Here is a 24,353-nt window from a genome sequence, read left to right as displayed (position 1 = left end):
CTAGATTGTTCGTCTCGCTTGGTAGATCAATAGACGATATTTAACCAGCATGCAGAATCGGCGGGGCGGTGTCACCGCCGGGGTTGGAGGGGAAATTGGGCAGGCGACGGCAGGGCGAACCAGAAAACGGCAGGGCGGCGGCCGAGGCATCCGAGCAGGTCGTCAGCGAAAGCCGGACCGACCGCCTCAGGATCCGCGCCGCCTGGATGTATTTCGTCGAGCAGATGACGCAAAACGAGATCGCCGACGTGCTCGGCGTCGGCCGCGTCACCATCGTGCGCATGCTGGCGGAGGCGAGGGCACGCAACGAGGTGAAGATCTCCATCGAGAGCGAGCTTTTGGAGATCGTGCGGCTGGAGCGCGCGCTGGAAAGGACTTTCGGGCTGCAGCAGGCGCTGGTGGCGCCGCTCACCGACCCCAACGCCGATCCGATCCCGGCGATCGCCGCCAAGACCGGCATGTTCCTGTCCGATGCGATGAAATCCGGCATGCGGGTCGGCGTCGGCTGGGGCGTCACGCTGTTCAACACCTTGCCCTTCATCAGCGCCAAATCGCTCACCGATTTCAGCGTGATCTCGCTGCTCGGCGGCGTCGGCGTCGCGCGCCGGGTCAACCCGGCCGAGTTCGCCTGGCGCTTCGCCCAGATCTTCCAGGGCGACGGCTATCTGATGCCGACGCCTGCGGTCGTCGACAGCGTCGAGACAAAAATCGCGCTGGTCGAACGCTGCGGCCTGCAGGAGATTTTCGAGATGGCCGATGCGCTCGACGCCGTGCTGCTCAGCGTCGGCGGCATCGCTTCGGCCACCACCTTCTCGCGCGGCGGCTTCCTCAAGGAAGCCGACCGCGAGGCCTTGCTTGCGCGCGGCGCCGTCGGCGATCTCCTGTTTCATTTCTATGACCGCAACGGCGATCTGGTCGACCATCCCGTCAACAGCCATGTGATGTCGGTGGATGTCGACCGCCTGCGCAAGGCGCCGATCCGCATTCTCACCTCCGGCGGCGCGGAAAAGACCGAGGCGCTGCTCGGCGCCATGAACCTGATCGCGCCGACCATCCTGATCACCGACGAGGAAAGCGCGCGGCGCATGCTCTCGGCGCATGGCGTTTGAATCATGCGACGGAAGGGCTCGCTCGCTGCGGAATTGAGGAGCGCAGGTGCTTGCGGGCAGGTTCCTCCACCAGAATGAAGACGACGAGCGAGACGATGATCAGCAAAGGCTGATACAAAAGGCTCCCGACCCAATCCCATTCTCCAGTAAATATTATCGGAACCCACTTCCGGACCGGAATTTGCAGGATGTAGAGGGCATAGCTTGCATTGCCCAGCAGCACGAGCGGCTTGTACGACAGTGCGCGTCGGGTCTTGCCGTCATTCACGGCGCAGGTCGCAATCAACGCAACAAAGCCGATCACCGCGAACCCTCCTGTCACCGTGTATGTCGAGACAACCGTGGTTAGCGTAAACGCCATGGCCATCAAGGCGGCCAGGTCGCTGCGGAAGCGATCGAACGCGCCTGCCCTAAACAGCAGAGCGCAGACGATGCCGGTCATGAATTCGGGCAGCCTCAGCAGCGGGAGAGGCACCAGCTTCATCCAGTCGAACGCAAGGTAGCCGGTCGGTCCGAGACTCGGCAGACACATAACCATGAAAATCAGCACTGCGATTGCCAGGCTGATCCACAGGGCTCCAGTTGTAAGCCTCGAAAGCGCGGGAAGCAGCAACGGGAACATGAGATAGAAAAAGAACTCGATCGAAAGTGTCCAACCCGGAGAATTCCAGAAGAATCCGAGCATTGACGTCGGTGCGCCCCAGGCTTGAATAAGGCCAAGTGTCGCAAGCGACGCAAGCGGGAGATCGAAAGGCAGGCTTGACAGCGGCAAAGCCACGACAAGAGCAAGGATATAAACCGGATAAATTCTGGCAAATCTCGCTACGGCAAACCGTCGGACGTCGTCCCAATCGGACATCTTGTCGACGTAGGAATGGGCGAGGATGAACCCGGAAAGCAGGAAGAAGAACGAGACGCCGAGGTAGCCATTCTGCACGAAACTAGCGAAGAGGTGTGGCGCTCCGTCGATGTTTGCCGAATGATAGGCAAGCACATAGAGAGCGGCGAAAAATCGCAAGCTGGTCAGCTGCGCCAGGTTCGATCCGGCTGAAGAAGGCTTCGGTTTCATACAGAGTGCCGTGGCTGTCAGCGCGAAGCGGTGCCCAGAACTGTCGATATTGCTTGGAATCCTATACGCCGAGCCGCATTAACAAACCCATTAACGCTCCACGCCGGTGTCAGCGCTCGGCGCCATGGGGAAAACCGAGGCGCTGCTCGGCGCCATGCACCTGACTGCGTCGACGATTCTGATCGCCGACGAAGAAGCGCGCCGCATGCTCTACTGGCGGACGGACAACGATCTTCGGCCTCCTGGCCAGATAGATCTTCCGCTCGCGTGACAGCCCCCAAGCTTCTGCCGATAAGTCGCGGAACTACTCTAAAATCAACGAGAAGCTGTTTTTGGACCAAACGGTTGCCCAAAGAGCGGAAGCCTTCGGCTCAACCTAAGAACTTGGGGGGAAGTTCTCTTTCAAATGGTCGGAGTGGCCGGATTCGAACCGACGACCCCTTGACCCCCAGTCAAGTGCGCTACCGGGCTGCGCTACACTCCGGACCGGGTGGCGATGTATCGTGATAAGGCAGTGCGGGTCAACCGAATTCGGTGCCCGGCTGAATAGCCCGGCCTGCTCTGTTGTGCGCCGGCAGAAATCGCTAATGTCTCGCGATCTACCCGGGGATCAGGAGATAGTGTCGTTGGCGAATGGCACGGTGCCAGGAACTCCTTATCACGCGGAGGGTGCCCGTAGCGCGATTGCTCGGATTCGCCCGCACTGGGCGCGGATGGGCATCACCAGGGTCGCCAATGTCACCGGGCTCGATCGCATTGGCATACCGGTGGTGATGGTATGTCGCCCCAACGCCCGGTCCCTGGCTGTTTCGCAAGGCAAGGGCATCGACCTGGAATCAGCCATGGCTTCGGGCCTTTTGGAAGCGGCGGAACTTTACCACGCGGAGCACATCGAGCGCCCCCTGAAGCTCGGCAGTATGGCTGAACTCTCGCAATCACATCGGTTCGCCGAGATTGGAAGGCTGCCTCGCGTCACCCGCAGGGCATTCACGAGGGATATCGTGACGCTATGGATTGAAGGCCGGGAGATGATCTCCGGCGAGTCGCGCTGGTTGCCGTTCGAATCGGTGCGAGCCAACTTCACCGTCCCGCCGCCGCCTGGAAGCGGCTTCTTTGACTGCAGCAGCAACGGGCTCGCCTCTGGGAATACGGTCGACGAGGCGATTCATCATGGAATTTGCGAGATCGTCGAACGCGACGCGACTGCTCTGTGGAACCAACTGTCGTCTGCTCGGCGCCGGCGCACCAGTGTCGATCTCGGCAGCGCGCCGGACGGCCCGAGTCGTGAAGTGTTGAAAAAGCTCGAGAATGCAGACTTCGACGTCGCGGCGTGGGAAACAACCTCTGATGTTGGCGTGCCTGCCTTTTTCTGCCTGATCGCGGATCGCCGGGACCAAAACAGCCATTACGGGATAGGCGCGGCAGCGCACCCGGTGCCGGAGACCGCCTTCTTGAAGGCGCTCATCGAGGCGGCTCAGGTGCGAACGACCTACGTATCGGCGGCCCGAGACGATCTGACCGCCGAGGAATATGGCGAAGACTATCGGGACAAACGTCGCCGGCAGGCAGAGAGATTGCTGACCGAACGTTCCGGCACGAGGCGACTTGGCCCTGCCGAAGGGAGGGCTGCACACGGGATTGCACGCAATGTAGCCTGGCTGGTCGAAAGGTTGCAGGCGGCAGGCGTAAGCGAGATCATCACCGTCGATCTGTCCAAGGAGGATATCGGCCTGCCTGTGGTTCGCGTCGTGATACCTGGCCTCGAAGGCCCTGACGATCACGACGCCTACGTGCCGGGCGAGCGAGCCCGCCGAACGTTGGATGACAGACAGTGAATCCGATCGTCTTTTGCGGCCCAAGTCTGCGGGTGCAGGACATTGCATCCCACGACGGATTCGAATTTCGCCCACCCGTGCGCCAGGGCGACCTTTATGCTGCCACGCGCGACGGCCCCAGGGCAATCGGCGTCATCGACGGTTATTTCGACGGTCAGCCGGCTGTCTTGCACAAGGAGATACTTTGGTCCTTGACACAAGGGATCGCCGTGTTCGGTGCGTCCAGCATGGGCGCGCTCCGAGCCGCGGAGCTGCATTCGTTCGGCATGCGCGGCGTCGGGCGTATTTTCGAAGCCTATCGCGACGGCGATCTCACCGACGACGACGAGGTCGCGCTCATTCATGGTCCGCCGGAGACCGGCTACATCCATCTGAGCGAACCGATGGTCAATATCCGCGCGACGCTCGAGCGGGCGGTTGCAGAAGGGATCATCGACAGACCGACAGGGGCGCGCCTTGCAGCCTCGTCAAAGGCGCGCTTCTACCGGGAAAGAACCTGGCCCGACGTGCTGGCCGACGTCGGCGATTCGCGCACGGAGCAGGAGCTGGCGGCCTGGCTGCGAACGGGCAAGGTCGACAGGAAGCGCCAAGACGGGCTGGAACTGCTGAAGGAGATGGACGCGTTTGTCCGCCGCGGCGCCGTGCAGGGGCCTCCCGATTTTCATTTCGAGTGGACGGAGAACTGGCACAATGCGTCCTGGCGAAACGCAACCGGCAAGTCAGGCGGCGAGGCCACGGCTGAACAGGATGCCGTTCTCGACGAGCTTCGGCTGCGCGGCGACTATGCGCAATTGCGCCGCGAGGCACTGCTTCGTCTGCTGGCCCGTGGCGAGCATGCAGCGCCGGATCGCCAGGCGGTAAAGCGTGCCATGGGCGATTTTCGCTCGCGACGCGGGCTTATGCGGCACGCGGACGTCATCGGCTGGGCGCACGACAATGGTACGGATCTCGCTGGCCTTGATCGTATGATCAAGGATGATACGGTTGTCGAGACGCTCGCGCGAGAGCGCGATGCAGAGTTGCGTCAAGGTATGCTCGACCGGCTGCGCGAACTCGACCTTTACCCTGGTTATCGAGACAGTGCGCTCGCCAGGGAGCGTCACCCGCCATCAATATCCGCGCCAATGCCGCGTGCCCTGCTTGCCGCATGGTTTTTTGCAACCCAACTCGGCCGCCCCGTCCCTCGCGACATTGCCGACTATGCCCTCTCCATCGGATTGCCCGGCGTCGACAGGTTCTATGACCTGCTGGCTCATGCATACGCTTTCATGGTCCGCCGCTCGCCCGATGACTCTGGCCTGACTGACGAAAACGGGCTAACTTGAAACCGCATTCGCCGACGATATTGCAGCCAGTTTGACGTGCATGTCTTTGTCCATCCGAGGGGGCAAGCGTGACATCTGGAGAGGAAGGCTCTGCATTCAGGAATGGGACGCGCTTCCGGCTTTTCGCCCAAGCGCCGTTCCTCAAGGCTTTTCGTCGTCCTGAAATCGTGCTCGTGTCTTCGCCTGCGGGATCGGTCGGCCCTGGCCCGGGCGACGGGCGCATGTATGTCGTCGACCCCATTGGCAAGGCGTTTGCCTACGGTCTTGCGGAAAATGTCCGCGGCGACCCACTCTACTTGATGCCACCTTGGCGCGGCGGCGTCTTTCCCCCGGCGTTTCCCGATCTCGATGGGCATTTCGATCACATCGGTTCGGGCGATCCGACATTCGAGGCTGCGCATCTGTTCGGCTCGGTGCGTTTCACGCTGGACGTGTGGGAGAAATATTTCGGCCATCCCATCGCCTGGCATTTCCAGCGCGACCTCGACCGCCTGGAACTGGTGATACAGCGCAATCTGCACGAAAACGCATTCATGGGTTACGGCTTTCTGGAGGTTGGCATCCACGAGACGACGGATGGCGAGATCGAGCCGTTCACCCTCAATTTCGACGTTGTCGCCCATGAGGTCGGCCACTGCGTCATCTATTCCACCATCGGCGTGCCCGACCCCGGGACGGCCAGCGCGGAATATTACGGCTTCCACGAATCCTCGGCCGACCTCGCCGCCCTTGTCGCCGGCCTGCATTTCGAGTCCGTCATAGATGAGCTGCTGGAAACCAGTCACGGCAATCTCTACACCCACAATCTCGTCAACCGCATCGCCGAGCTATCCTCCAATACCCAGATCAGGCTCGCGGCCAACCCGCTGTCGATGCTGGATTTCGTCCAGGGCTGGAGCGACGAGCATGCGCTTGCCCAGCCGCTGACCGGCGCGATGTTCGACATCTTCGTCGACCTCTTCCATGAGGAGCTCGTGGCGCGCGGCCTCATCACCCAAAGCCAGGAAGACCTGTCCGACAGGCTGGAGGACAGCCTCGATTATTTCCGCGTCATCCAGCCGATGTTCGACGAAGCCTATGCCGCGTCGCCTTTGGCGTTTCGCGAGGCACTCGTCGCCTCGCGCGACGAGCTTGGCATGCTTCTCGCCGAAACCTGGCGGCGGCTTTCGCCGGACGATCTCAGCTATGCCAAGGTGGGGAACACGTTGCGCGCCGTCGACAAGCTGGTGACGGGCGGACGCTGGCGTACAATCATCGACGTCAACCTAAACCGCCGCGCGATCGGTTTTGTGAGCGCCGGCCCCAAGATCAAGCCGTTCGGGCCCAAAAGCCACTTCGGTTTGCCGAGGGTATTCGTGCCGGCTCGTCATGGCGCTTGTTGTGCACGGCATCTGCGCGTTGCGAGACAGATGGGAACGCGAGACAGACTGGCCAGAAGCAGGGCCGGCGTTCTTTGAGTCAGATGAGGAGGAATGTCCAATGCCTTACGTCGTGACCGAAATCATGGACGACATTGAATTGTTGCAAGCCCATGTAGACAACATCTCCAAAAAACCAGGTAAGGTCGTAAGCGTATTATGGCGTGAAAGTGATCGCGCTTATGTTGTGACGCATGAGGTGGAAGCGGCTGAGAATAAAACAGAAGCCAGAAGGCCGCGCGATGCCAAGAAATAATGCTGTTTGATGTTAGACATGTGATCCAGGAACCGGAGGGTTGCGGCTATGGTGGAGAGCCTTCTTAGCGTGTCGGGTATTAATCTATTCGGCCATTTTGTAATCGATCTGCAGGTGGTGAACCCACTTCTAAATCCTATCGTCGCGCAGGTCGCGACTGCCAAGAACATACCGGCATTGACTGGCAACAAGGTCGTGAATGGTGTGCGTCTGGCGGATAAGAGCAAGATCGTTGTTTGGAAACAAAAGGTTCTGGACCAGATTGGCGTGTACACGGTCGGCGGCGCGGACGGTCGGTGGACCAAGGATGACACGCCTCCCGGTGCGATAATCCAGGTGACCGGCGGGAATAGCTTCGTCGGCTATTTCATGAAGCTCGAGGGCGGATTCGAATTCATCGGGCGCCGCCCGGGCGCGGCAAACCGAAGCGGCAAGAACAGACTGCTTGAGGATCAACTGCAAAACGGCAGGTTTGCAAGGATATATGGCTTCAGTTTTGAGGGAAGCTACTACGACCTCCCAAGGCCCATAATATTCCTTGTGCACGGTGATGGGGAGCTTGTCGCGGAGGATCTAGGCACGTTCAGTGCCGCCCGTTCACCCAGTCCGACCGGACTGACGGGCCTCGCGGCAGCCGACTTCGACTTCGCCGATGGCTTGCGCGTCTGGTCCTACGACAAGGCCGACTACACGGTGCGCATGGATGTCGAGACAGGCATGTTCGAGGATGTGCTGCTTGCAGCGATAATGGGCGGCGGCGGGCCGGGCGGCATGGACAGTGCCGGCATGAGCGCGCGCGGGATGAGTGCGAGGGGGATGAGCGCGCGTGGCATGAGCGCAAGGGGAATGAGCGCGCGCGGCATGAGCGCCCGCGGCGGCGGTAATAGCGATTGACCTGCATGCGACGCGCCCCCTAACGGGGCGCGTGCTTCACCGTGCCGAGGATTGGCCGCGGCTACCGATGGACCATGCGGAGCCTTGCCGCTCCCAGATCGCGCGGGCGTTGCATTAGAAGAAGCTAATTCCTTTAAATCTCAGCAATATTCCTTTGAGCACGTCTTTCTTTCCAGGATGCTGTTGGCGATTTCCGCGTGCTATGCTGCACTGCCCGGTGGTTGTTGGGAACACCGGCGGGAAGAGCAATGGTCACTAGCCGCTACGAGATGCTTAATCGAAAGCTGTCCGCGATCGTCTACGCGGACGTGCACGGCTACAGCAGACTCATGGACCAGGATGAGGCCGGAACGGTTGTTCGCCTGACCCGATCGCTCAGCTTCATACGCGGCCTTGTCGGCGACTATGGCGGTTCAGTTGTCGACACCGCCGGCGACGGCTTGGTGGCGCTGTTTCCTGGTGCAGCTTTGGCTTTGCGTTTCGCGATCGAGATGCAGCGGGAAATGTCCAACGAGGCGGTATGGTCGGGCGCCCAGGAACCCGTCGCATATCGAATCGGCATCACCGTTGGAGATACGATCGCCAGCGACGGTGAGATCTATGGCCACGGCATTAATTTGGCTGCGCGGATACAATCGCTGGCGCCGCCGCGCGGCATCTGCATCGCTGAATCCGTTCGCCAGATTGTTCGCAGTGATAGCGAGTGCTCGTTCCGCTCGCTGGGCAGGCAAAAGCTGAAAAACATTGCTGACGAGGTAGAGGTCTTCGCAGTCGATTTCGAATTGTCGCATGCCGAGCCCAGCGTCTCGGCTCTGCCCTTCGCGCCTGCGCCCGAGCGTTTCGCCCCGGAGAGTTCGCTGGCAGTCCTGCCGCTCGAGAACGTTTCGGGCGATCCGGCGGACCTTCACTTGTGCCAAGGTGTCGTAGCCGACCTGATTTCCAATCTGTGCCGGTTCCGCAACCTCATGGTGATCGCGCGGCACTCGACACTGGCCGTTGCCGCGCGGACGCAATCGCTGCGCGAGATCGCCAATCAGCTCGGCGTTCGCTATCTCCTGTCGGGAAGCTTGCGTCGTGCGGGCAACCGTCTTCGGATTGCCATGGACCTGATTGAGGCGCAGACCGAGAATACGATCTGGTCGGAACGCTACGACGGCGGCATCGAGGATATCTTTGCCTTCCAGGACGACGTGACTGCGACGACTGCGTCGCGGCTGGCCGTGCATATCGACATGGCCGAGAAGCGACGGTTGATATCGCAAAACCATCCCAATATTCATGCCTACGGCATGATCTTGCGCGGGCAGGATCTCAGCTTTCGCTTCCGTCCCGAGAGCAATTCACATGCCCGGCGGCTTTATGAGCAGGCACGCAATCTCGACCCTCGCTATGCCCGCAGCTATGCGGCCTTGTCGCGGACGTTCAACGTCGAATGGCGTTATGCCTGGACCAAGGATCCGGAAGGAGCGCTGAACGAGGCATTGAACCTGGCAAATCTGGCCGTCCTGCATGACGATCTCGATGCGCGCGGCTATTCAGAGATGGGTTTGGCCCATCTCTACAAAAAGGAACACGATCCGGCGATCGCCGCCTATGAACGCGCTTTGCAGCTCAATCCCAACGACGCCGATCTGCTGGCCGAAATGGGCGACTGCCTTGTCTACGTTCGCCAGGCGGAGCGCTCGGTGCAACTACTCGAGCGGGCGATGCGGCTGAACCCCTACTATCCCGATGCTTATCTTTGGTATCTGGGCGATGCCTATTTCCAACTGGGCGAATATGAAAAGACCATAGAGACGTTGCAAAAGATGCGGGACGGCTCCGAGGGCCATCGGCTTATGGCAGCGAGCCATGCCCATCTCGGCAATACCCGGGAAGCGGAAAGACATGCTCATGCGTTGTTGCAGGTGCACCCGAATTTTACCACCGAGCAGTGGCGTAAAGTGCCCCCGCACAAATATCCAGAGGACACTGAGCTGCTTGTCGATGGCCTGCTAAAAGCCGGATTAAGGTAACACTGCCGCACGGCTCTTGCCCGAGACAGGCGGCGCGGCCACTGCCGGAACCAGTGCTTGCGCCAGCCGCAATTCCCGCTGGTGCCGGTACTCCAGCGCGATCGCGCCCCAGACCAGGCCGAGCAGCAGGTAGAGATGACGCCAGTGGTCGATGTCGATGAAGGTGCCCAACCCGATATTGCCGAGATAGGCGACATAGGCGCAAAGCAGATACGGCTGCCACGGCCGGTCGCGCAGAAGGATGCGGAAGCCGGCGCCGATCGTCCATAACGTCAGCGTCAGGAACGAGACGAAGCCTAGCCAGCCATAATCCATCAGCGCCTTCAGCCAGATGTCGTGCGTGTCCTCGCCATAAATCGTGCCGAAGACCAGCGGGCCGATGCCGAACGGGTGCTCCATCGCCAGCTGGAAGCCGATCGAATAGCGGGCGAAGCGGCCGAGTCGCGCCGAATCGTAGCTCTGCTCGAGCTGCGCGCGCTGCGTGAACATGTCCGACACGCCGGGCAACTGCAGGATGACGATGAGGGCGATGACCAGCAGCGCCGCGGCAGCGATCGTCATCACCACCACGCGTAGCCGGAACTTGCCGCTGGCGCTCTGCAGGAAGAGGCACGCGGTGAGCAGCACCGCCGACACGGCGAACATGCCCCAGGCGCCGCGCGAGAACGAGAAGAAGATGCCGGCGGTGATGATGAGCAGCGGCACCGCCAGAAGCGGCATCCGCGACACCGGGCCGGTCAAGAGCAGATAGAGCAGATAGGTGCCGGGCAGCACCAGGAACGGCCCGAACACGTTCGGATCCTGGAAGGCACCGGCGGCGCGATCGTATTTGGTGAACATTTCCGCGCCCGGAAACGCATGAAAGTAACCGGCGATGCCGAGCAGCGACGTCGCCACGGCCGACACGACATAGGCGATGAAGATCAATCGGTAGAGGCTCGGCTGGACCGAAGTCACCGAGGCGAAGAACACCGCGCTGAAGGCGAGAAACAGCGAGACGGCGAGATAGAGCGGCGTGTTGGCGAGGTCCGCCATCTGCGTCATCGCGATCATGCCGCCGATGTTCATTGCCACCAGAAGCACCAGCAGGGGCACGATCGCGCGCGAGATCCGAAGCCCGAACAGCGCCCAGACCGCGATCAGCCCGGCCATGTAGATTTCATAGGGCGCCGGCTCGCTGATGACGAAGCCGGAAAGCAGGATGCCGGCGCCGATCGCAGCCGATGCGATCAGCGAGATCAGCTTGGCGTTGACCGCCGAGGGTGGCAACTGGTTGCCAGCCTGCGGCGGCAACTCATGGGCGATGGCGCTCAATAGGCGTTTTCCGTGTTGAGCAGGCGGATCGGCGTCAGGAACAGGATGCGCAGGTCGAACAGCATCGACCAGTTCTCGATGTAGTAGAGGTCATATTCGGTGCGCATGCGGATCTTCTCGTTGGTGTCCATCTCGCCGCGCCAGCCGTTGATCTGCGCCCAGCCGGTGACGCCGGGCTTGACCTTGTGGCGGGCGAAGTAGCCGTCGACCACCTCGTTGTAGAGAAGGTTGTGCGACTGCGCGGCGATGGCATGCGGGCGCGGCCCGACCAGCGAAAGCGAGCCGAGCAGCGAGTTGAAGAACTGCGGCAGCTCGTCGATCGAGGTCTTGCGGATGAAGCGCCCGACGCGCGTGACGCGCGGATCGTTCTTGGTCACCGTCTGCTTGGCGGTCGGATCGGACCGGTCGGTGAACATCGAGCGGAACTTGTAGACTTCGATGATCTCGTTGTTGAAGCCGTGCCGCTTCTGCTTGAACAGCACGGGGCCCTTGCTGTCGAGCTTGATGGCGATCGCGGTGGCGAGCATCACCGGCGAGAAGACGATGATCCCGATGAGCGAAAAGACGATATCGAAGGCGCGCTTGGCGACCGAATCCCAGTCGTTGATCGGCTTGTCGAAGATGTCGAGCATCGGCACCGAGCCGATATAGGAATAGGCGCGCGGCCGGAACTGCAGCGCGTTGGAATGCGCGGAGAGCCGGATATCGACCGGCAAAACCCAGAGTTTCTTCAGAAGCTGCAGCACGCGCGATTCGGCGGTCAATGGCAGCGACACGATCAGCATGTCGATGCGCGCGATGCGGGCGAATTCGATGAGCTCGGAGATGGTGCCGAGCTTCGGGTAGCCGGCGACGATCGGCGGCGAGCGCTTGTCGTTGCGGTCGTCGAAGATGCCGCAGATGCGGATGTCGTTGTAGGGCTGCTTCTCGACCGAGCGGATCAGCTGCTCGGCCGCCTTGCCGCCGCCGACGATGAGCGCGCGGCGCTCCATGCGGCCGTCGCGCGCCCAGCGCCGGATGAGGCTGGACATCACCAGTCTCAGGCCGAAGATCAGCGCGAAGCCGGCCACGAACCAGGTGCCGAACAACAGGCGCGAATAGTCTTCCGACGCTTTGATGGCGAAGGCGGTGAGCGCCATCAGCGCGAAGCTGCCGGCCCAGACCAGCAGCACCCGGCCGAAATTCGCGAGGGGGCGCATCAGCGTCGCGACTTGGTAGCAATCGGTCACGTCGAGCAGCACCACGGCCAGGAACGACGTCGCCGCGATCGCCAGCGGATACTGCCAGGCCAGATAGCTGAAGAAGCCGACATAGTAGAAATAGACGCTGAGCCCAGACAGGAACAGCATCGCGAACTCGACCATGCGCAGCACGCCGCTGACCATGATCGGCGACATCGTATCGCGCCGGTACTGCGAGGCGACCTGGCGCGCCACATCGTTAATGCCGCCAGGCTTTTCGCCGTCGGCGGGAGCATCGTAGTTGCGCACCGCATCCATGGAAAAGCGGTGCGCGGGGTCGATCTCATTCATGGGAACTGTCCGCGAGCTTCGCGCGACTGCATAGCAAAAGAGAGCTAAGAAAGCCTTGAAACAACCGGTGGTTTTGGAGTTGTTGCGCCTCGCGGCCTATTTGTTCAGTGCCGCGACATAGGCCTTCTCGATATCGGCGGCCATGACGTCCGCGCCGAATCGGGCCTTCAGCTCATCGGCTTGCGGCATCAGTTTTCGATAACCGCCGAAGTCGCTGAGCGCCGAGCCCATTTTGGCGGCGAGCTGGGATGCGTCGGGGCGGATCAGGGCAGCGGAGCCTTCGCCGAAGATTTCCGGAATGCCGCCGACAGCGGTCGCGATCATCGGCATGCCGGCGGCCAAAGCCTCGAGCACGATATAGGGCATCGCCTCCGCGCGGGACGGCACGACGATCATCTCGGCCAGCGCGAAAGCATCTCTTGCCGGCATCGGCGGCAGAAAGCGGACCTGGTTCTTGAGGCTGAGCCGCTCGACCTGCGCGTGGTAGCGCGGCAAGTCGTCGCCGTCGCCGACCATCACGGCACTTAAGGGGCGTCCGAGCTCGTTGCCGGCCAGGGCCAGCGCATCGATGAAGATATCCGGGCCCTTCAGGTCGCGCATCATGCCGATGTACAGAAAATCGGCGGCATTCGCCGCCGTCGCCACCGCTTCGAATTCGGCGGCGCGCAGGCCGTTATAGACAAGCGTGTTGGGTATGGGCGGCTCGCCGACCTTGCGGCGATAGGTGTTGCGCTCGTAGTCGGAAACGAACAGCAGGCAATCGGTGAAGCGCGCCATGAAGCGCTCCAGGCCGAAGAACAGCTTCCCCATCGCCGTTGTTTCGTCATAGTGGAGGGAGCCGCCATGCGGCGAATAGAGGCGGGCAACGCGAAACCTTGATACCCGCAACAGTGAGCCGAACAGCCGGGCATAGGCGCCACCCTTGGCGCCGTGCCCGTGCAGCACGTCCGGCCGCAATTCCTGGATGATTCGATAGGTACGCCAGGCCGAGGCGAGGTCGCCCGGCCCGACATGACGCTGCATCGGCGTGCGATGGATGCCGAGCGCGAGGCTGTCTTTCATCGCCTCGAACAAGCGCTCCTCATAGTCGCCGCCGGTGGTCGAGTCGCAGACGATTCCCACCGCATGGCCGGCGGCGACCTGCGCCTCAGTCAGGTCGCGCACGTGCCGGAAGATTCCTCCGACAGGTGAGCGAAAGCAGTGCACGATCCTGAGGTTCACCGCCACGACGGGTTTTTCAGAACAGCCGTTCGCGGACGTAGACGGTGTCGCCGGGCAGGAGCGGATCGGATGTCAGCACCCGCCCGGTCATCACCTTGCCGTTGATGTCGCGGGTGATGTCGACGCTCCCCTGATTGGCGCGCGGCGTGAAGCCGCCGGCGATGGCGACCGCCTTCTGCACGGTGAGTCCCGGCACGTAGGAATACTGCCCGGCAGCGCCCACTTCGCCCATGACGAAGATCGGCCGGTAGCGGTCGATTTCGACCGAAACGTCGGGATCGCGCAGATAGCCTTGGCGCAGCTTGTCGGCGATCGCCTTTTCCAACTGCTGCGCCGTGTGGCCGCGCGCCGGCACCGCGCCGACCAGCGGAAAGGACAGATAGCCGGACTGGTCGACGCTGTAGGTGTTGGTCAACCCGTCCTGCTCGAACACCGTGACGCGGACGCGGTCGCCGGCGCCGAGTCGGTAGGGCTGATCGAGCACCTCGTGAAAGGCGGCGGGTGTCGGGCGGTAGCTCGAACAGCCGGTGAGCAGCGACAGGGCAAGCAAAGCGCGAAAGAGGGGAGCAGTGCTTTTCATGACCGGCCAGGAACCTTCTTCGCTCTTGCCGCAAGCCGCGGCACAACCCCAGGAAAGTGCGACCGTTATCATCCTGTTAGGGTTAATGGGCGGTAAAGGAGCTCGGTCCGGGAGACCGGAGATCGGTAAAAACCAAATTGTTCTATTGCTTTCGCGCAATCTTCTTTGAGCGCTATCTAATAAGCATTCATTCTGATCTTAACGGGTGAGTTACCATAGTTCTTTACGGTCCAGCCTCGACTCAAAGTTCGGAGCAGGATGCATGTCCGTCCAGTCAGCGGCCGCAGACGTCGATGTCGATCTGAGACAGCTTTTCGCGAGCCTTGCGAGGAACTGGCTGCGCATTGTGTTTGTGACGCTTTTGGTCACCGGGCTGGCCTTCGCCTTCGCTTGGCTCGCGACGCCCTATTATAAGGCGACAGCCAAGCTGGAGATCGGCTCGCGCGAATCGGAATACACCCGGCCGCCGGGCACCAACGATGACGACAAGCCGATTCTCGACGAGCAGGGCGTGGCCACCCAGGTCCAGATCATTTCCTCGCCCGACATCCTCAAGCAGGTGGCGACCAAGCTCAACCTGGACAAGTTGCCGGAGTTCGACGAAACGCTGAAAATGTCGTCGCTCGGGCGTGTGCTTGTGCTCGTAGGCTTGAAAAGCGATCCCTTCGATATCCCGCCGGACGAGCGTGTGCTGAACGCCATGCACGACAAGCTCAATGTCTACGCCGTTGAAAAGACGCGCGCGATCGCGATCGAGTTCGCCTCGAAGGATCCCAAGCTTGCTGCAGCGGTCGCGAATGGCATTGCCGAGGCCTATATCGCCTCGAAGGGCGACGCCAAGCTCGAATCGAACGCCGCCGCGACCAACTTTCTGGCGCCCGAAATCGCCGATCTGCAGAATCGTGTGAGGGATGCCGAGGCCAAGGTCGCGGCGTTCCGCGCCCAGTCCGACCTGCTGATGGGCGGCAACAATTCGGTGCTTCCGACCCAGCAGCTCTCTGAGCTGTCGAGCGAATTGTCGCGCGTGCGCGCCAGCCGCGCCACCGCCGAGGCAAGTGCCGAGAGCGTGCGCCGGGCGCTGCAGAATGGCGGTTCGCTGGACAGCGTGCCGGAGGTCCTGTCTTCCGAGTTGATCCAGCGCCTGCGCGAGCGCCAGGTCGAGCTGAGGGCCAATATCGCCGATCTTTCCACGACCCTGCTGGACAATCATCCGCGCATCCGGGCGCTGAAGTCGCAGCTTGCCGACCTCGACGGCCAGATTCGCAATGAGGCGCAAAAGATCATCCGGGGGCTGTCGGCCCAGGCTCAGACGGCGAAGGCCCGCGAGGATCAGCTGATCGCGGACGTCAACACCTTGAAGGCCGCGTCAGCGCGCGCCGGCGAGCAGCAGGTGCAGCTGGATGCCTTGCAGCGCGAGGCGAACGTTCAGCGCCAACAGCTTGAATCCTATATGGCAAGTTACAATGCGGTAGCCTCGCGCAAGGATCGCAGATACTCGCCTGTGGCGGCGAGCCTGATCGCGCAGGCCCAGGTGCCGTCGCAACCTTATTTCCCGAAGATCGGGCCGATCACCGGGGCCGCCGCCGCCGCTTCGCTGCTGCTGATGGCGATCGGCACGCTGCTTGGCGAGCTGTTCTCGGGCCGCGCCATGCGTCCGTCCGCCGGCGCCCGTTTCACCGATATCGAGCAGGTGGCGATGCCTGCGGCTCGCACCGAGCCGGTTGTAGCCGAAATCGAGGACGACCACGGTCCTTTCGCGCCCTATGAGGCGGCCATGGCCAGCGAGCGACGGCCGGAGAGGCAGCCGCCGATCGCGCAGAATGAGACATTTGAAGCCGACACCGTTGCGGCAGGGCAACCAATGCCCGAGCCGGAACCCAAACCGGGTCCGTCCAGGCTCGGCGAGATCGACGTCGACAAGGCTGCCGAGAAGCTGATCGCTTCCGGCGCGGCGCGTGCGATCTTCGTGTCGCCGGAAGGCGACGAAGCGGCCGCGTCCGCCGTGCTCGTGGCGCGTGAAGTATCCGACGCCGGCCTGCGCGTGCTGCTGCTTGACCTCACGGCATCGGGCGCCGCATCGCGGCCGATGCTGGATTCGAGCCTTTTCCCGGGCATCACCAATCTGCTTGCTTCCGAAGCGCAGTTCAGCGACGTCATCCACCCCGATCTTTATTCGGATGCGCATGTCATTCCGGTCGGCACCGCCGACCCTGTCCGCGCCATGCGCGCCGCTGACCGGCTGCCCATCATCATGCAGTCGCTGACCACGGCCTACGATCTCGTCGTGGTCGAATGCGGTCCGGCCGACGCGCAAGGCATCGGCCGCCTGGTCGGCGACGGCACCGAAGTCTTCCTGTCCATGCTGGAAGCCGACGACCAGGTGACGCAGGCCGCGGTCAAGCTGATCGAGAACGGCTATCCGGACGTCACGCTGGTCACGCCGGTCGGCCATGAGCCGGGAGATCCATTGCCCGGACGCCGGTCGGCTGCATAAGGCTGCGGGCCAATAGGGCTGTTCTGCACGCTTACGAACGCCTCGAGATGCTGGGAGCAGAGGCCGGGACCGCGACGTATCGAGCACGGTTCAGTGGATGCGGGGCATGATAATCCTCGGGCTACAGGACCGGCCCGGGCATTCTCGGCGGCTCCCGCACTTTACATCGGCGGCAAAGCACCTAGTTCTGATGTTTCGCGCTACGCACCTTCATGCGTGGATGATCGACAGCGGGACCGTGAACCCTAGGCCGGCCCCCCAAACTCCCAAAAGGATGGCTGTTATGACACAGGCCAAGAACGGCGACACTGTACGCATCAACTACACCGGGCGTCTGGTCGACGGCACCCAATTCGATTCTTCCGGCGGTGAACCGTTGCAGTTTACACTGGGTGAAGGACAGGTAATTCCTGGTCTCGAAACGCATGTGGAGGGCATGGAAGTCGGCACGAAAAGCACCGTCACCGTTCCCGCCGACGATGCCTATGGCCCCCATCGCCCCGAAGCGGTGGTAACCATCGACCGCGCCAGCGTGCCGGCAAACATCAACGTCGATGTTGGCGCCCGATTGCAGGCTCGCAGCCGCGAGGGCCGTCCCATGCAAGTGACGGTCATCGGCGTGGACGACGCCAGCGTCAAGCTCGACGGCAATCATCCGTTGGCCGGAAAGGACCTGGTGTTCGACGTTGAACTGGTCGAGATCGTTCAGGCGGCGTAGTCTGGGTCGCAGTTAAGTGCGCTGCCAAGAATCTTGCCGTTGAGCACGACGATTCCGTTGACCTCTGGAAAAGGCTTCCCGCATGGCCCTTCGGCGAAGGATCAAAGGGACCGCGCATATCAAGGCGCGCGATCGGTCAAGGCGTTGGCCCCTTCCTGCCCGGCGCAATGCGCGCAGCAATAGATGACATCGCCCTGCTCGACGCCATGCCCCATGATCCGTACCCTGCAATGCGGGCAGGTCGGCGCAAGCTTCTGGACAGCGCACTCGAAGCTGTCAAACGTGTAGGTTTGCCCGCCCAGGCTCACCAGGAATGCCTTGTCATAGTCGTTGCCGCACTGGTCGCACTTAGCCATAGCCATGTCTCCTTCCGAGTGCGAAAACCTCTCGGCACTCGATAGGTTCCGTCGGGTCCTCTGGGTCTCGGCCCGTTTGCCCGCATCGCCTGGGAACGCGACGGCGATTGTGCGACTCTTGCCAGCCTAGAGCGTTTCACCGTTTCACGGAAACGGCGAACCGCTCTATCTCTTTGTTTTTACGCAATTCCGGACGGAAAACCGCTCACACTTTTCCTGGAATTGCTCTAGCTGTCGTCCTCGACCGCGGCGGGCGCCGCCTGTCCGGCAGCCTTGCGGCGCAGCATCTTGGTCAGCTTCCAGACCGTCGGGTTGTTCTTGATGAAGGCCTTCGCGCGCGCGCCTTGCCGCATCGTCGTCGCCAATGCGCGGCCTTTAAGTGTCAGCGGCGCAAGCACCTCGAAATGCTGGACCTCGATGTCGCACCAGAGCCGCTTGTAAGGCTCGTCGCCGACCGAGAAGTCATACACATCGAAGCCGAGCTCGCAGGCTTCCTGGATGTTGTCGAAGAACAGGAAGTCGCCCGGGCTGGTGGACGAGAGATCGTCCTCGGCGATAGCGCCGAACTCGCAGATCAGCCGCTTGCCGGACCGGCTGGAGCCGGTCACCGCGCGCAGCTTGCCCGCCACGTCCAGGCCGTGCAGCAGGAAGGGCGGCTTTTCCTCGGCCAGCGCATCGGCGAAAAGCGCCCGGAAGAAGTCGCGTACTTGCCTGTCGCCGAAGACATTGGCGATGCCCATCTTGGCGAAACGCACCTCCTTCATCTCGAGGAAGGCATCGAGCAGCCTGTCGACCTCCTCGCGGGTGCGGGCCTCGATGCGGCGGAAGGCGCCGACAGCCTCGAACTTGCGCGTCTGCGAGCGGTGCTTCTTGCGTTTGCGCTTGCCGCTCGCGCGCGACAGCAGCGCGTCGAACCCGCCGTCGAGATCGACCGCAAGCGCAAGGTTCGGACTTGGAAAGCCGGGCAGCGCGGCCAGCGGGTTGGCGACGACGTCGAGGTCTGGCAGCAGCCTTTCCAGCGAGATCAGGTCGATATCCGGCCGCGCCCGCGCGATTGCCTGGAACATCGAGCGGATTGCCCGGCCGTCGATAGCAGGCAGGAAACGCGGGTCGGCGGCGGCGAAATTGCCGTTGGCGTGGCGCCCGCCGGCGAAACGGGCAACATTGAACGGGCCGCTTCGCACGATCTCCAGGGCCAGCGACAGCGCCGGGCGGCCATCGCTGGAGAGCGTCGCGACAACCATGTCGGCGCCGGTCGCGGCCGCCCAGTTGCTCACCCAGGATGCGCTTTGCGCCGGCGCGAACAGCGCCGAGGCGCAGAATTGCACGTAGTCGGCAACGCCGGTGCCGTCGCTTGCGGTCGCAGTCCACCGGTCCTGGTCGGCTAGCACCGGGCGCGCGGAAGCCTCATTGGCCGCGACCCGATTGCCGTCAAATGACGCGGTGGCGTCAACCATCCCTCAATCCTTAAGACGTATTGGTTGCAACCTGGGGTTCGCATAGGCGAATGTCGTGCTTGAATAAGCCTAGGCGCAAAAGGTGAAGGAATGATCGACGGGGGCGATGCAATCCGGAAACTGGCGCTGAACCTTGCCCGCTACTCCGGCCTTGCGCCTCTGGCGCGGCCGTTTGTCGGCGGCATCGGCGCTATCCTGATGCTGCACCGCGTCACCGCGGCACCGGAGAAGCCGAACAGCGTCAATCGGCATCTGAACATCGCTCCCACTTTCCTCGACAGGCTGATCTCGGACATGAAGGGGCGTGGTTATGCCTTTGTTTCCCTTGATGAAGCGATCGAACGCATCAAGACGGGCGGGAAAGGCGGCCAGTTCGCCACGATCACTGCCGACGACGCCTATCGCGACAACATGACCGAGGCGCTTCCGATCCTGGAGAAACACGGCGCGCCGATCGCCATCTACGTCGCCCCGGGCCTGATCGACGGCGCCGTCGATCTCTGGTGGGACGTGATCGAGGACATCGTCGATACCAGCTCGCGCCTGACGCTGACGATGGCGGGCAAGTCGACGACGATCGATTGCTCGACACAGGGCCGAAAGATCCAGGCCGTCGCGCGGCTGAACGCCTGGCTGACCTTGGAAGTCCCCGAGGAGGAGCAGGGCGCAGCGCTGCGCGAGCTCGCCCGTTCGACTGGGTTCAAAATCGGCTCGGGCCGCCCATGCACGTTGATGAACTGGGATGAGCTTCGCATCATGGCCGCGCACCCGTTGGTGACCATCGGTGCGCACACCATCAACCATCGGAACTTGAAGCGGCTGTCCGAGGCCGATGCGCGCCATGAGATCGGCGACGTCCGCCGCGTCCTCAAGGAAAAGCTCGGCGAGGAGCCGCGTCATCTGGCTTACCCCTATGGCTATGCCAGCGCGGTCGGCTGCCGCGAGGTGGGCTTTGCCCGCGACGCAGGCTATGCCTCGGCGGTGACCACGCGGCATGGCGTGCTGCGCGCCGAGCATGCCGGCTTCCTGCACGCGCTGCCGCGCATTTCCGTCAATGGCCGCTATCAGAGCCTAGCGCATATCCGCACGATGCTGTCCGGCATCACGACGCCGCTGGCCAATGCGGGCAAGATGGTCGTTACGGTCTAGGCCTGCCTCGCGCTTGCCTGACGCCGGTTAGGATCAGCCCTTCGGGCGCGGCTCGATGATCAGCCATTTGATGATGGCCATGGCCGGCAGGACCCAGAGAAAGCCGCTGAGCAGGAAGAACAGGAGATGCGCCGTGGGCCCGTATTCGGCGAGCCTGGTGACCGCGATGGCGGAGGCGATCAGCGCGTAGAAGACGACCAGCGCCACCAGCAATATGGTTCCGATCAGCTTTTTCAGGCGAATGGGCATGTTGCGGTTCCGTTGACTCGCCCCGCTTAGGCCGAATGACAAGAGGGCGCAACCGTCGCGGCCCGGCGCGACGGCGTGCCGCGCTGTCCAGTCTTGCCAGTTGAGCGGCCTTGGTCCACCAATCGCGCGTTTCAACCGCCGGGAAAGCGAAATGGCTGCCATCACCGCCACGGCCCCCTATGCCGCACGCGACCGCGACCTCCACAACCGCGCTTTGGTGCGCGGCTGGCTCTACGTCGTGCTGCTGGTGCTGGTCGCGCTGGTGCTGGTCGGCGGTTCCACGCGTCTCACCGGCTCGGGGCTGTCGATCACCGAGTGGCAGCCGATCCACGGCGTCATCCCGCCGCTCAACGACGCCGAATGGCAGGAAGAGTTCCAGCGCTACCAGCAGATCCCGCAATATGCCGAGATCAACAAGGGCATGAGCGTCGAGGATTTCAAATCGATCTTCTGGTGGGAGTGGGCGCACCGCATCCTGGCGCGCAGCGTCGGGGTGGTCTTTGCCTTGCCGCTGCTGTTCTTCTGGGCGACGCGCCGCATCGAACGCGGCCTCGGGCTGAAGCTCCTCGGCATCCTTCTGCTCGGCGGACTGCAAGGCGCCATCGGCTGGTGGATGGTAGCTTCGGGCCTAGTCGACCGCGTCTCGGTCAGCCAATACCGGCTGGCGACGCATCTGACGCTTGCCGCGCTGATCTTCACGGCGACAATGGTGGTGGCGCGCGGCCTGGCGCCGCATTCCGAGCCGGCCGCCGACCGGTCGACGCAGCGGCTCGCCGGCGTCATCGTGCTGCTGACGCTGATCCAGATCTATCTCGGCGGGCTGGTCGCGGGGCTGCACGCGGGCCTTTCCTACAACACATGGCCGCTGATGGATGGAAAGGTGATCCCCTCCGATCTGCTTCTTCTGAAGCCCGCCTGGCTGAACTTCTTTGAAAACCCGAAGACGGTGCAGTTCGTCCATCGGCTGGGCGCCTATGCGATCTTTGTCGTGGCGCTCTGGCATATGATCGCGACGTGGCGGCGCCAGCCCGGCACCACCCATGCCCGCCGGGCCACGCTTCTGTTCGCGCTGGTGGTCGTCCAGGCCTCGATCGGCATCGGCACGCTATTGATGCAGGTGCCGCTGCACATGGCGTTGACGCATCAGACGATCGCGCTTGTGTTGCTTGGCTTCGCTGCCGCGCATTGGCGCGGCACCAAGGGCGCCTATCCGCTGCCGACCGATATACGCGTCAGAGGCTGAGGCGAACCTTGCGGATCGCCTCGGCGGCAGCAAGCTCCAGGTTTACGACCGCTCAGTGCTTGATGCCGAGCATCAGGTCGAGGTTCTGCACCGCGGCGCCCGACGCGCCCTTGCCGAGATTGTCGTAGACGGCCATCAGCAGCGCCTGCGCCCTCTCGTCATTGGCGAACACATAGACCTTCATCCGGTTGGTGCCGTTATACATCTCCGGATCGATCTCCGACATGCGCTCCGTATGGGTGTAGGGCGCGACCTCGACTACGCCGCCATCGATCGACGCATAGTGGTCGGCAATCGCCGCGTGAAGCTCGGCGCCGGTCGGCACCCGGTCGAGACCGCCGAGCTGCAGCGGCACCACGGTGATCATGCCCTGCGCGAAATTGCCCACGGCCGGCTGCATGATCGGGTCGTGCGACAGCTTTGCATAGGTGCGGAGTTCTGGCACATGCTTGTGCTGCAGCGTCAGCCCGTAGGGCAGGAACTCGGGCGCGTCCTCGCCTTTTCCGACATAGTCCTCGATCATCGGCCGGCCGCCGCCTGAATAGCCGGAAATGCCGTTGACGGTCACCGGGAAGTCGGCAGGCAGCAGGGCGGCCGCAACCAGCGGCCGCAGCGTCGCGATCGGCCCTTGCGGCCAGCAGCCCGGATTGGCGACGCGTCGCGCGCTGCCGATCTTCTTCGCCTGGTCCTTGTCCATTTCGGCGAAGCCATACTCCCACCCCTCGGCCACGCGATGCGCGGTCGAGGCGTCGATCACCTTGGTTGTATCGTTCGCAATCAGCGACACGCTTTCCTTGGCCGCCGCATCCGGCAGGCAAAGGATCGCGACATCGGCCGCGTTGAGGAACTCGGCGCGGGCGGCAGTCTCCTTGCGGCGTTCCGTCGGGATGGAGATGATCTCCAGGTCGCCACGGTCGGCCAGCAGCGCCCTAATCTGCAGGCCTGTCGTGCCGTGTTCGCCGTCAATGAAGATTTTCGGTTTCATCGCTTGCCAAATTCCTCGCGATTCCAATGTCATATGCCGTAGGCATGATTTGCCGCGGCATGATTGCCGTTGCTCAGTTCGTCGAGCCGCGCCTTTCGCTCCGCCAGCAGACCGAGATAATGCATGGCGATGATCGATCCGGCGATTGCCGTTATATCGGCATGATCATAGGCCGGCGCAACCTCCACGATGTCGGCGCCGACGATGTCGATCTGGCCGAGTTGGCGCAGTGTCGACAGCATCTTGGCCGAGGAGGGGCCGCCTGCCACCGGCGTGCCGGTGCCCGGCGCGAAGGCCGGGTCGAGACAGTCGATGTCGAAGGTGAGATAGGTCTTCTTGCCGCCGGTGCGCTCGACGATCGCATAGGCGATGTCGGAGGCGCGCATCTCCTCGACCTCATGGCCGTAGAGGATCTTGATACCGAACGTGTCGGGCGCGTGGGTGCGGATGCCGATCTGGATCGAGCGATCGGGGTCGATGATGCCCTCCTTCACCGCGCGGGCAACGAAGGAGCCGTGATCGATGCGCTTGCCGTCGTCGGGCCAGGTGTCCTGATGCGCGTCGAACTGCACCAGCGCAAGCGGCCCGTGGATCGCGGCATGCGCCTTGAGCAGCGGCCAGGTGATGAAATGGTCGCCGCCCAGCGTCAATAGGAACGTGCCTGATTTCAGGATTTTGGCCGCCTCGCGCTCGATCGTGCCGGGAGTCTTCTGGTGATTGCCGCTGTCGAGCAGGCAATCGCCATAGTCCACCACTGAAAGATGCTCGAAGAGGTCGCGCGAGAATGGATATTGCGGATCGTTGTCGAGGATCGCCGAGGCGCGGCGGATCGCCTGCGGTCCGAAGCGGGCGCCGGGCCGGTTGGTGACGGCGGCGTCGAAGGGAATGCCCCACACGACCGCGTCCGCGCCCTTCACGTCCTTCGTATATTTGCGCCGCATGAACGACAGCGCGCCGGCATAGGTCGGCTCGAACGACGCGCCCGTCTTGGAGCGGGCGGTAAAGGCATGGTCGATCTCATTGTTCGCCATTAGGAATCCTCGGTTTCGTCGGGGCAGCCACAACTACAGAACCGGCACGCAACATGCCAGTCACAGCTTGCGGAAACGAAGCGGCGCTCGGCGAGTGCCACGG

The 24,353-nt window shown here is 62.6% G+C and carries 22 protein-coding genes and 1 tRNA gene; 12 read left to right on the top strand and 11 right to left on the bottom strand.

The window, feature by feature from the left end; translation table 11 throughout:
* Nucleotides 1–95: 95 nt before the first annotated feature.
* Nucleotides 96–1,109 carry a sugar-binding transcriptional regulator gene (locus FJW05_RS26255; protein ID WP_140636884.1) on the top strand — a complete coding sequence of 338 codons (1,014 nt, stop codon included), beginning with the start codon at nt 96–98 and terminating at the stop codon, nt 1,107–1,109.
* A 1-nt stretch (nt 1,110) separates the two neighbouring features.
* Here the strand turns inward: FJW05_RS26255 and FJW05_RS26250 are convergent, their stop codons facing one another.
* Nucleotides 1,111–2,178 (bottom strand): acyltransferase, encoded by a 1,068-nt coding sequence (locus FJW05_RS26250; protein ID WP_140636882.1) that lies wholly within the window; start codon nt 2,176–2,178, stop codon nt 1,111–1,113.
* 106 nt (nt 2,179–2,284) lie between these two features.
* Here FJW05_RS26250 and FJW05_RS27560 point away from each other — a divergent pair, with 106 nt between their 5' ends.
* Nucleotides 2,285–2,449 carry a hypothetical protein gene (locus FJW05_RS27560; RefSeq protein WP_181165085.1) on the top strand — a complete coding sequence of 55 codons (165 nt, stop codon included), beginning with the start codon at nt 2,285–2,287 and terminating at the stop codon, nt 2,447–2,449.
* Nucleotides 2,450–2,585: 136 nt separating this feature from the next.
* Here the strand turns inward: FJW05_RS27560 and FJW05_RS26245 are convergent.
* Nucleotides 2,586–2,662, bottom strand: a tRNA-Pro gene (locus FJW05_RS26245).
* Nucleotides 2,663–2,804: 142 nt separating this feature from the next.
* Between FJW05_RS26245 and FJW05_RS26240 the strand changes: the two genes are divergently transcribed.
* The 6 genes from FJW05_RS26240 to FJW05_RS26215 all read left to right on the top strand — a co-directional run bounded on the left by FJW05_RS26240 (nt 2,805) and on the right by FJW05_RS26215 (nt 9,921).
* A complete protein-coding gene (locus tag FJW05_RS26240) occupies nt 2,805–4,013 on the top strand; it encodes a YcaO-like family protein (RefSeq protein WP_181165083.1) in 1,209 nt (402 codons plus the stop codon).
* The gene (locus FJW05_RS26235; RefSeq protein WP_140636878.1) at nt 4,010–5,338 is read left to right on the top strand and encodes a TfuA-like protein; all 1,329 of its coding nucleotides are present in this window, start codon (nt 4,010–4,012) and stop codon (nt 5,336–5,338) included. The genes FJW05_RS26240 and FJW05_RS26235 overlap by 4 nt, the downstream gene beginning before the upstream one ends.
* Nucleotides 5,339–5,559: 221 nt before the next feature.
* A complete protein-coding gene (locus FJW05_RS26230) occupies nt 5,560–6,795 on the top strand; it encodes a hypothetical protein (RefSeq protein WP_181165082.1) in 1,236 nt (411 codons plus the stop codon).
* A 22-nt stretch (nt 6,796–6,817) separates the two neighbouring features.
* Nucleotides 6,818–7,012, top strand: a complete 195-nt coding sequence (locus FJW05_RS27855; RefSeq protein ID WP_246673638.1) for a hypothetical protein — start codon at nt 6,818–6,820, stop codon at nt 7,010–7,012.
* Nucleotides 7,013–7,060: 48 nt separating this feature from the next.
* On the top strand, nt 7,061–7,906 hold the full coding sequence (locus tag FJW05_RS27555) for a hypothetical protein (protein WP_181165081.1): 846 nt from the start codon (nt 7,061–7,063) through the stop codon (nt 7,904–7,906).
* A 248-nt stretch (nt 7,907–8,154) separates the two neighbouring features.
* Nucleotides 8,155–9,921 (top strand): tetratricopeptide repeat protein, encoded by a 1,767-nt coding sequence (locus tag FJW05_RS26215; RefSeq protein ID WP_210239112.1) that lies wholly within the window; start codon nt 8,155–8,157, stop codon nt 9,919–9,921.
* Here FJW05_RS26215 and FJW05_RS26210 read toward each other — a convergent pair.
* The 4 genes from FJW05_RS26210 to FJW05_RS26195 form a co-directional block, all read right to left on the bottom strand.
* Entirely contained in the window at nt 9,913–11,235 is a 1,323-nt protein-coding gene (locus FJW05_RS26210; RefSeq protein ID WP_246673637.1) for an O-antigen ligase family protein, read from the bottom strand. The two genes, FJW05_RS26215 and FJW05_RS26210, sit on opposite strands and share 9 nt — an antisense overlap.
* A complete protein-coding gene (locus FJW05_RS26205; protein ID WP_140636874.1) occupies nt 11,232–12,767 on the bottom strand; it encodes an undecaprenyl-phosphate glucose phosphotransferase in 1,536 nt (511 codons plus the stop codon). The genes FJW05_RS26210 and FJW05_RS26205 overlap by 4 nt, the downstream gene beginning before the upstream one ends.
* A gap of 96 nt (nt 12,768–12,863) precedes the next feature.
* A complete protein-coding gene (locus tag FJW05_RS26200) occupies nt 12,864–13,994 on the bottom strand; it encodes a glycosyltransferase family 4 protein (protein ID WP_140636872.1) in 1,131 nt (376 codons plus the stop codon).
* A 10-nt stretch (nt 13,995–14,004) separates the two neighbouring features.
* Entirely contained in the window at nt 14,005–14,568 is a 564-nt protein-coding gene (locus tag FJW05_RS26195) for a polysaccharide biosynthesis/export family protein (protein WP_140636870.1), read from the bottom strand.
* Nucleotides 14,569–14,830: 262 nt separating this feature from the next.
* Here FJW05_RS26195 and FJW05_RS26190 point away from each other — a divergent pair, with 262 nt between their 5' ends.
* Entirely contained in the window at nt 14,831–17,062 is a 2,232-nt protein-coding gene (locus tag FJW05_RS26190; RefSeq protein ID WP_140636868.1) for an exopolysaccharide transport family protein, read from the top strand.
* A 283-nt stretch (nt 17,063–17,345) separates the two neighbouring features.
* Complete coding sequence (locus tag FJW05_RS26185) at nt 17,346–17,780, top strand: peptidylprolyl isomerase (RefSeq protein WP_140636866.1); 435 nt, start codon at nt 17,346–17,348, stop codon at nt 17,778–17,780.
* A gap of 119 nt (nt 17,781–17,899) precedes the next feature.
* Here the strand turns inward: FJW05_RS26185 and FJW05_RS26180 are convergent, their stop codons facing one another.
* Nucleotides 17,900–18,142, bottom strand: coding sequence for a hypothetical protein (locus tag FJW05_RS26180; RefSeq protein ID WP_246672195.1), 243 nt, complete (start codon nt 18,140–18,142; stop codon nt 17,900–17,902).
* Between the two features lie 221 nt (nt 18,143–18,363).
* On the bottom strand, nt 18,364–19,593 hold the full coding sequence (locus FJW05_RS26175) for a GNAT family N-acetyltransferase (protein WP_140636864.1): 1,230 nt from the start codon (nt 19,591–19,593) through the stop codon (nt 18,364–18,366).
* A gap of 90 nt (nt 19,594–19,683) precedes the next feature.
* On the opposite strand from FJW05_RS26175, the gene FJW05_RS26170 reads away from it, so the two are divergent.
* The gene (locus tag FJW05_RS26170) at nt 19,684–20,742 is read left to right on the top strand and encodes a polysaccharide deacetylase family protein (RefSeq protein WP_140636862.1); all 1,059 of its coding nucleotides are present in this window, start codon (nt 19,684–19,686) and stop codon (nt 20,740–20,742) included.
* Between the two features lie 33 nt (nt 20,743–20,775).
* On the opposite strand, the gene FJW05_RS26165 is transcribed toward FJW05_RS26170, so the two are convergent.
* On the bottom strand, nt 20,776–20,991 hold the full coding sequence (locus FJW05_RS26165) for a DUF2842 domain-containing protein (protein WP_140541324.1): 216 nt from the start codon (nt 20,989–20,991) through the stop codon (nt 20,776–20,778).
* Between the two features lie 151 nt (nt 20,992–21,142).
* Here FJW05_RS26165 and FJW05_RS26160 point away from each other — a divergent pair, with 151 nt between their 5' ends.
* Entirely contained in the window at nt 21,143–22,234 is a 1,092-nt protein-coding gene (locus FJW05_RS26160; protein WP_140541325.1) for a COX15/CtaA family protein, read from the top strand.
* A gap of 52 nt (nt 22,235–22,286) precedes the next feature.
* Here FJW05_RS26160 and argC read toward each other — a convergent pair whose 3' ends face one another.
* Nucleotides 22,287–23,219, bottom strand: a complete 933-nt coding sequence (argC, locus tag FJW05_RS26155; protein WP_140636848.1) for an N-acetyl-gamma-glutamyl-phosphate reductase — start codon at nt 23,217–23,219, stop codon at nt 22,287–22,289.
* A gap of 29 nt (nt 23,220–23,248) precedes the next feature.
* On the bottom strand, nt 23,249–24,250 hold the full coding sequence (gene speB, locus FJW05_RS26150; protein WP_140636846.1) for an agmatinase: 1,002 nt from the start codon (nt 24,248–24,250) through the stop codon (nt 23,249–23,251).
* Between the last annotated feature and the right edge of the window lie 103 nt (nt 24,251–24,353).

Source organism: Mesorhizobium sp. B2-9-1, from assembly GCF_006439455.1.
Classification (GTDB): domain Bacteria; phylum Pseudomonadota; class Alphaproteobacteria; order Rhizobiales; family Rhizobiaceae; genus Mesorhizobium.
The sequence above is the reverse complement of the archived record's forward strand: the minus strand, read 5'-3'. Positions and strand labels throughout refer to the sequence as shown.